Below are 8060 nucleotides of genomic sequence, written 5' to 3' on the forward strand. Positions count from 1 at the left end.
GTGAGATGGATCATGCGAATCCTTATTGCCGGGGCCTCCGGGCTGATCGGAACCGCCCTTTCGAGCGCACTGCGCAGCGAAGGGCACGACGTCGTGGCCCTGGTCAGGCGTGCCCCCGTGTCAGCGGCCGAGTTCCAGTGGGACCCGGCGGCCGGCCGGATCGACGACACCGCGCTGAAGGGCGCGGACGCGGTGGTCAACCTCTCCGGCGCCGGAATCGGCGACCGGCCCTGGACCCGGGCACGTGTCAACGAACTCCGCAGCTCCCGGCTGGGGGCGACCCGGACCCTGACGTCGGCGATGACCCGGCAGGAGACGCCGCCTGCGGTGTTCCTGAGCCAGTCGGCCTCCGGTTACTACGGCAACGCCGGCGCGGTGGTGCTTCGTGAGAACGCGCCCGCCGGGGACGGCACGCTCGCCCGGATCTGCGTCGACTGGGAGGCCGCGGCGCATGAGGCGCCTTCCGGGGTCCGCGTGGTCACGCCCCGCACCGGCGTCGTCCTGAGCCGCTCCGGGGGCGCGCTTGGCCGTTTGTTGCCGCTGCTGCGCCTGGGCGTCGGCGGCCCGCTCGGCAACGGCCGGCAGTACTGGCCATGGATCACCTTGCCGGATGTGACCGGTGCCTTTTCCTTCCTTCTCTCGGCGCCCGTGGCCGGGCCGGTCAACGTCTCCGCCCCCGAAACCGCAGACGTGAACTCCCTGATCGCGCAGCTGGCTGGAGCGCTGCACCGGCCCGCGGTGCTGCGCGTACCCGCCCCGGTGCTGCGGCTGGTGATGGGCCAGCTCGCCGAAGAACTGCTGCTCGCGAGCCAGCGGCTGGAGCCGGCCGTCCTGGCGGACAACAGCTTCGCCTGGCAGCACCCGTCACTTCGCGACGCCGCGGCGTGGGTGGCAGGACGCGGCTAACCGCGTAGCGTGGCGTAGCGCTGGAGGAACAGCGCCAGGGACTCCGCCAAGGCCCTGATCTCGTTTGGATCGACGCTCTCGTTCGGTGCATGGATGAGTGCGAGCGGTTCTTCGACGCCCAGCAGGATGATCTCCGCGTCCGGGTAGGTGTCGGCGAACACGTTACAAAGGGGAATCGATCCCCCTTGCCCCAGGGTTGCCATCGGCCGTCCGTAGGCCTCGGACATCGCGGCACCCATGGCCTCAAATGCCGCGCCGCCGACCGCTGCCTGGAAGGGGGACCCGATGGCCTCAAGGTCAACGGTGACGTGGACACCCCAGGGTGCGGCCGCCTTGAGATGGTCGGCCAACGCAGTGCGGGCGTCGGCGGCGGCCATGCCTGGCGGGACCCGCAGGTTCAGGCGCGCGGCCGCCCGCGGCACGATCGCCGCCGTCGAGCCGGTTACCGCCGGGCAGTCGATGCCGAGCACAGTAATGGCTGGCCGCGCCCAGAGCATGTCGGACACACTGCCGTCTCCCAACAATGAGACTCCCTCGAGCACGCCGGCGTCGACGCGGAACTGCTCGGGCGGATAGGGCGCGCCGGTCCAGGTCTGGGCGTTGTCCAATCCCGTGATCGTGGTGTTGCCTTGCTGGTCGCGCAGTGACGCCAGCATGGCGATCAGAGCGGCGAGCGCGTCGGGGGCGGCCCCGCCGAACATGCCGGAGTGGAGTTCGGACGCCATCGCCTCCACTGTCACCACCACATTGACCATTCCGCGCAGGGTCACCGTCGCCGCGGGATGTCCCACGGCGGCGTTGCCGGTGTCGCAGACCAGGATGGTGTCGGCACGGAACAGGTCCGGGTGGCTCGCGACGAACGCCTCGAGCCCACCCGTACCCTGTTCCTCGGACCCCTCGACCACCAGCATCAGGTTCACCGGCACGTCGTCGCCGAGCGCCCTGAGCGCGAGCAGATGGGCAAGGATGTTGCCCTTGCAGTCGGCGGCGCCCCGGCCGTACCAGCGGCCGTCCACTTCAGTGAGTTCGAAGGGCGGTGTGCGCCAGGCCGAATCATCGAGGGGTGGCTGCACGTCGTAGTGGGCGTAGAGGAGCACGGTCGGCGCATCCGGATCAGGTCCCGGTCTCGAGCCGACCACCGCGTCGGAGCCGTCCGGCGTGCGCTCGAGATGGGCATCGGAAAATCCGAGCCCGGCGAATTTGCCGAGCACCCACTGGGCAGCCTTGGCACACTCCTCGGCGGGGAACTGCCGCGCATCTGCCACCGACCGGATGGCCACGAACTCGGCGAGCTCCTCCCGTGCCGGGCGCATCAGATCGGTGATGCGGGCGCGCAGGTCCACGGCTCACGCACCACCCGTGTGGTACGTCTTGAGGTCGTCGATGAACTGCTGGAACTCGGCCAACTGGTCCGGGCAGTAGGTCTTGATAATCGCGACCTCGCCGATGAGGATGCGGGCGTTCGCGATCACCGGCCTGTTTCCAGGTCCCGTTGCCCCGTTCGTCAACTGGCTCAGGTAGGTGGCCCGGCTCAGGGCGTCGTTCGGGTTCGCGCAGACCGCGCCGCCGTCGTCGCCAAGCACCCGGGCTATCTGTTCGCGCGAGGGCGCCGTCCCGCCGGCCCCTTCGATCGTCGCTATCAGCTGGTCGGCCTTCGCCAGGGATTGTTGCGTCTCCCTCGCCGACCGGAACGACAGCAGTGCGACGACGGCGAACACCACGAGCAGGATCATGGCAACGATGTAAACGACCGAGCGGCTGCGCTTGGTGGAGGACTCCGTCTGCGTGCTCATGACTTCGGCACCTCCGTCGGCGCTTCTTGGTCCGGCAGCTTCCACGAGGGCTTGCGGAACCTGTAGAAAAGGAACGGAACGAGCAGCCCGAGCCCTAATGCACCGCCGCCGACGATCAGGAAATAGACCACTGGATCGCCGTTGCCGAACTGCGACGGTGGGACGAACCCGACAAGCAGCGCGGCCAGGGAAGCGGCGAATCCGACGCCGCACAGCCCGATCAACATCGGCGCCCGGTAGCCGCGCGGGTGGTCGGGGTCGTTGCGGCGGAGCCGGACCGCGGCCACGAACATCAGCAGGTACATGATCAGGTAGACCTGCGTGGTGATCACCGAGAAAATCCAGTAGGCACTGGAGACATCCGGGATGAGCGCGTAGCCGAGCGCGATCACGGTGGTGACGAGCCCCTGAGTGACCAGGAGGTTCTGCTGGATGCCGTTCTTGTTCAGCTTTTGCAGGAACGGCGGGAGGTAGCCTTCCTCCCGTGAGATCAACAGCAGGCCTTTGGACGGACCGGCCAGCCACGTCAGCATGCCGCCGAGGGAGGCAGCGACCAGCATGATGCCGAGGATCGGCGTGAGGCCTTGCATGTTGAAGGACGCCAGCACCGCGTCGAAGGCCTGCATGACACCGGCTGTGAGGGAGAGCTCCTCGGCAGGCACGATCCAGCTGATCGCCAGCGCCGGCAGGATGAAGATGAGCAGGACGAGTCCCATGGCCAGGAACATCGACTTCGGATACTCCTTGGGCGGGTCCTTCAGGGAGGACACGTGCACCGCGTTCATCTCCATGCCGCTGTAGGACAGGAAGTTGTTCACGATCAGCACCAGACTGGCGAGCCCGGCCCACTCGGGGAAGAAGTTCGCCGCTGTCATCGGAGCGGCGGACGGATTGCCCTGGCCGAGGAAGACGACACCCAGGATGACGAGCAGGGCGCCAGGGATCAGTGTGCCGATGATCAGGCCACCGCTGGCCAGGCCTGCCACACCCTTCGTGCCGCGGGATGAGACATACACGCCGGCCCAGTAGAACACCACGATCACCAAGGCCGTCCACACGCCGCTGCTGGCCAGCGCCGGGTTGAAGACGTAGGCGAGCGTGCTCGCGACGAATCCCAGCAGGGTTGGATAGTAGAAAATCGTCATTGCGAACTGGCACCACACCGCCAGGAAGCCCATTGGCTTGGAGATTCCGGACGATACCCAGTTGTAGATGCCGCCCTTCCATCCGGACGCCAACTCGGCGGACACGAGGGAGGTGGGCAGCAGGAAGACGATCGCGGGAACCACGTAGAGGAAGACTGAAGCAAGGCCGTAGACGGCCATGGTCGGTGCCGCACGGAGGCTTGCCACCGAGCTGGTGGTCATTAGCGCCAGGGCCACCCAGGAGATCCACACGGCCGGAGGCGCCTTCGGCCGGGTCAATGCCTGTTCACTCACGTAGGCCACACCCTCATATGCCCCGTGGTCTGTGCCACGGGCCAGGCGGAGCTAAACCGCCTGGGGCGAGTAGTTGACGGTTTGAACATGCCACTGCCCCCTTATCACACAAAGTGCTCGGTGCCTACAGCATGGACCTAGGAATTCGCCGGGAATAGTCCCCATCTCCTCTTTACGGCAGGTCRCCGGGGTGCTAATTTGCGCGGCTCCGGGTGCGCTTCCACAGCAGGTCGGTGATCAGGGCCAGGGCAAGGATGACCACCAGCGCTGCGGCGGTGGCGGGTTCATTGACGAGCGTGGTGGTGCAGAACACCAGGAACGTCCCCAGGGTCGCGATCAGGGCGATGATGAGCATGAAAAGCAGGGCGCCGGTCTCCCGGTACACCTTGAAGTGGGCCAGGGTGACCGCGGAGAAAATCAGCAAAGCCACGGCACTTCCGAGGGAGGCAATGCTGTTCAGGTTGAACAGCAGCACCATCACCGCCGCGAGGCAGGCCATGACCAGCAGTCCGACCGGCACTTCCCTGCGGCCCAGGGAGCGGCCGAACACCGGCGGAAACTGGCCCACCGAGGCGAGGTGCCGGGTCATCCCGACAGAGGGGTAGAGGGTGGCGTTCACCGCCCCGGCGGTGGAGAGCAGGGCGGTGACCACCATCAGCACGTATCCGAACTGGCCCAGCGTGGGCTTGGCAGCCTCGGCCAGCGCTGTGGCGCCGTAGGCGACGACCTGGTCGGCGGTCAGGGTCCCGAAGACGCCCAGGGACACCGCGACGTACACCGTCGTGGCGATCGCCAGCGCAAGGTACATGGCACGGGGCAGTTGACGGGACGGATCAGGCAGATCCTTCGCGGTGAAGGTGATGACGCCGAACCCGAGGAAGGCGAAGAACGTCAACGCGACGCTCGCGATGATTTCGCGAACCCCGGGGTAGCTGGCCGGGTCGAGGAGCGCGGGGTTCCAGTTCGCGATCGTCACAATCGCGAACACGGACAGGATGGCCAGCACCACCTTCACGATCAGGGACTGGACTTTGGCCACCGCCGTGGAGCCGACAGCGTTCAGGAAGGTCATGACCACGATCAGGGCGACGGCGAACACCTTGGCCCAGGTTGGGTCACGGCCGGTCAGGACTGCGCTGGCATACCCACCGAAGGACGACGCCACCATGAGGTACCACCGGGCCCCCGACGGCGGAACCCTAGCCTGCTTCAGGCCCCGGGGGTAGAACGTCCTGGATCCGCCAGCGCCCATCGACGGGCACCAGAACGAGATGAAGCTGCTGCCCGGAAGCGGCGGGAACCTCAGCCACTAAGGCGCCGTTCCCATCGAGCTCCTGGTACCCAGAGGACGCCGTGGTGATGGCCACCACGGCCCTGGCGGGGCTGCTGTCCGCGGTGGTTTCGATCCGCGTCAATGACGTCGAGAATCCGGCCAGCACATGGCCGGATCCGCTGAGCTGCGTTCTGATCTGCGCATCGGCAGCGGCGGCGGCAGACTCCGGGGCGTTGACGGCGTCGAGCAGGCTGAAGTCCCCGGAGCTGAACGCGAGCGAGCGCAGCCTGGCGAGACCGCGGACGGCCTCCGCCGGGTCGGCTGAAGCCAGCAGGGCCTCAAGATCGGGGCGAATTGGGTTGGCCCCGCCGTCGGCCTTGGCAGGCGTTGGTTTCTCTGCCGGGCCGCCCGAAGGCTCCGTTGACGTCCCCTCAGCAACGGCAGGTCCTGATGGCACCGGTGTACCGAGGTCCGCACTGTGGTCCGCACCCAACCCCGGAAACAGCCCGGCGACGGCCTCGGGTGCCGGCCCGCCGCCCGCGAGCAGCCAACAGCCAGCCAGCAGGGCCATGGCTGTGAAGATGGTCCAAAGGGCCCGTCGTGCGGGGCTCTTTCGGACTCCGCGGTGGAATCCACCGCGGAATCCGCGGTGAAGTCCGGCGGCCGACGGCCGGTGCCGAAGAGTCCCGGGGCTGCGCCTCCGCGAGCCGGGCTGCACAGCCCGGCGGGTGAGCAACTGTGGAATGACCGTCGGGTGCACGGACACGGACAGGTCCACCGGCTCTGCCGCCGTGCTGCGATAGACTGCGGCGGCCAATTCGGCGGCCGAAGGCCTTTTCCGCCGGTCCTCGTCGAGTGCAGCCTCCAGCGCGGCGGCCAGCGCCGGCGGTACGTCGGGCACCAGGAGCGGCAGCGGCGGACGCCCCGGGCCGGGGACCGGCGCCAGGCCCGTGAGGCAATACCAGCCCAGGGCCGCCAAAGAATAGACGTCGCGCTCCGGCTGGAGGCCCGCCCTGAAGGCGTCCACCGGCGCCGGATCGGAAAAGCCCTCGGTCCCGGCGGCGCGGGCTGCCGCGGCGTCGGCCACCATCCGGGCCACGCCCACATCGGCCAGCAACGGTTTCCCGTGCGCCGTGAACAACACGTTGCCCGGCGAGACGTCGCCGTGGGTGAAGCCCTGCGAATGCAGGTATTGAAGGGCCTGGGCAATGGGTGTCAGGACCGTCACGGTCTCCCCCGCACCAAGCCGTCCACGGCCCGCGATCAGGTCAGCGACTGATCCCCCGGGCGCATAGTCCAGCACCAGGCCCAGGGCTTCCTTTTCGTCCGGCCCGGACCGCGGCCCGTGAAGACGCAGCACGGTGTGGGCCCGGAGCAGGTGGTCGTGGTCCAGCGCCGAAAGGATCCGAACTTCCCGGCGCATGGCCTCTTCGGCTTCCCGGTCCGCGGTTCCGCCGGCATCCTCCGCTGYCTCTGCCCCGGAGTCGAAGCACTTGAGGGCGAACTCCCGGCCCGTTGACCGTTCGGTGACCAGCCACACGGCCGCTGTGCCCCCGCGCCCCAGCAGGCGTCCGACGTCGTAACCGGGAACCTCGGGGGCGGCGCAGTCCGCGGCAGGGAGATCTTCCATACCCAAGGAATAGCCGATTGCGCGGAATCGTGCAGAAGTTATCCACAGGCATGAGAGCTTAAGCACACAAACGGGCGCTGGGTGCGGCGGGGTCTAAGCTTGATGCCATGACTCTTGAGTTCAAACAGCTGGGTCTCGCCCCGGACTTCATCGATTACACGCGCGGCTGGGACATCCAGCGCGAATTGCATGAAAAAGTCCTCGCGGGCACCGCGCCCAGCACCGTACTGCTGCTCGAACACTCCGCGGTCTACACCGCCGGCAAGCGCACCGAAGACCACGAACGGCCCTTTGACGGGACTCCCGTGGTCGCGGTTGACCGCGGCGGCAAGCTCACGTGGCACGGCCCCGGACAGCTCGTGGGCTACCCCATCATCAAGCTCAAGAACAAGGCGGGCATCCGCGACTACGTGGAGCGCCTCGAGGCCGTGATCATTGCCGTCCTGGCGGACTACGGCATCGACGCCGTACGCATCAAGGGCCGCGCCGGCGTCTGGATCGCGCAGGACGAGAAGGGCCCGGACCGCAAGATCGCGGCCATCGGCATCCGCGTCAACGAGGGCGTCACCATGCACGGCTTCGCGATCAACTGCAACAACGATCTCGCCCCCTACGGCCAGATCATTGCCTGCGGCATCAGCGACGCCGGGGTCACCACGATCGCCCAGGAACTTGGCAGGGACGTCACCCCGGCAGACCTCGTGTCGCGGATCATCGAAGAACTGCGCGAGAATGAACAAGCCCTAGTTGCAACCCCAGAAGGAGCTCTACTGTGACACTGGCACCAGAAGGCCGGAAGATGCTGCGCATTGAGCAGCGAAACGCGGCCACACCGGTGGAACGGAAGCCGGAATGGATCAAGGCCAAGGTCCAGATGGGCCCGGAGTTCGTCCAGCTCAAGAACCTCGTCAAGAAGGAAGGCCTGCACACCGTGTGTGAAGAGGCCGGCTGCCCGAACATCTTCGAATGCTGGGAAGACAAGGAAGCGACCTTCCTGATCGGCGGCTCCGAATGCACCC

7 protein-coding genes and 1 pseudogene are annotated in these 8060 nt (G+C 67.4%); 3 read left to right on the forward strand and 5 right to left on the reverse strand.

The genetic code is table 11. The features are described from left to right. Window positions 1-12 precede the first annotated feature (12 nt). Window positions 13-906 carry a TIGR01777 family oxidoreductase gene (locus AC1DR1_RS17445; protein WP_229995716.1) on the forward strand — a complete coding sequence of 298 codons (894 nt, stop codon included), beginning with the start codon at window positions 13-15 and terminating at the stop codon, window positions 904-906. Here AC1DR1_RS17445 and AC1DR1_RS17450 read toward each other — a convergent pair. The 5 genes from AC1DR1_RS17450 to AC1DR1_RS17470 form a co-directional block, all read right to left on the reverse strand. Further along, window positions 903-2249, reverse strand: coding sequence for a dipeptidase (locus AC1DR1_RS17450; RefSeq protein WP_290369408.1), 1347 nt, complete (start codon window positions 2247-2249; stop codon window positions 903-905). The two genes, AC1DR1_RS17445 and AC1DR1_RS17450, sit on opposite strands and share 4 nt — an antisense overlap. A gap of 3 nt (window positions 2250-2252) precedes the next feature. Then, complete coding sequence (locus AC1DR1_RS17455; protein WP_229995718.1) at window positions 2253-2699, reverse strand: hypothetical protein; 447 nt, start codon at window positions 2697-2699, stop codon at window positions 2253-2255. Beyond that, window positions 2696-4138 carry a glutamate/gamma-aminobutyrate antiporter GadC gene (gene gadC / locus AC1DR1_RS17460; protein WP_229995719.1) on the reverse strand — a complete coding sequence of 481 codons (1443 nt, stop codon included), beginning with the start codon at window positions 4136-4138 and terminating at the stop codon, window positions 2696-2698. The genes AC1DR1_RS17455 and gadC overlap by 4 nt, the downstream gene beginning before the upstream one ends. Window positions 4139-4331: 193 nt before the next feature. After that, on the reverse strand, window positions 4332-5390 hold the full coding sequence (locus tag AC1DR1_RS17465; RefSeq protein ID WP_476967667.1) for an APC family permease: 1059 nt from the start codon (window positions 5388-5390) through the stop codon (window positions 4332-4334). Beyond that, window positions 5338-7041, reverse strand: a complete 1704-nt coding sequence (locus tag AC1DR1_RS17470) for a serine/threonine-protein kinase (protein ID WP_476992979.1) — start codon at window positions 7039-7041, stop codon at window positions 5338-5340. The genes AC1DR1_RS17465 and AC1DR1_RS17470 overlap by 53 nt, the downstream gene beginning before the upstream one ends. 107 nt (window positions 7042-7148) lie before the next feature. Here AC1DR1_RS17470 and lipB point away from each other — a divergent pair, with 107 nt between their 5' ends. Continuing rightward, window positions 7149-7817, forward strand: a complete 669-nt coding sequence (lipB, locus tag AC1DR1_RS17475; RefSeq protein ID WP_229995722.1) for a lipoyl(octanoyl) transferase LipB — start codon at window positions 7149-7151, stop codon at window positions 7815-7817. Further along, window positions 7814-8060, forward strand: a pseudogene (locus AC1DR1_RS17480) (lipoyl synthase); the annotation flags it as partial. The gene lipB and the pseudogene AC1DR1_RS17480, both read left to right, overlap by 4 nt.

It is taken from the genome of Arthrobacter sp. P4_F10, from assembly GCF_056401435.1.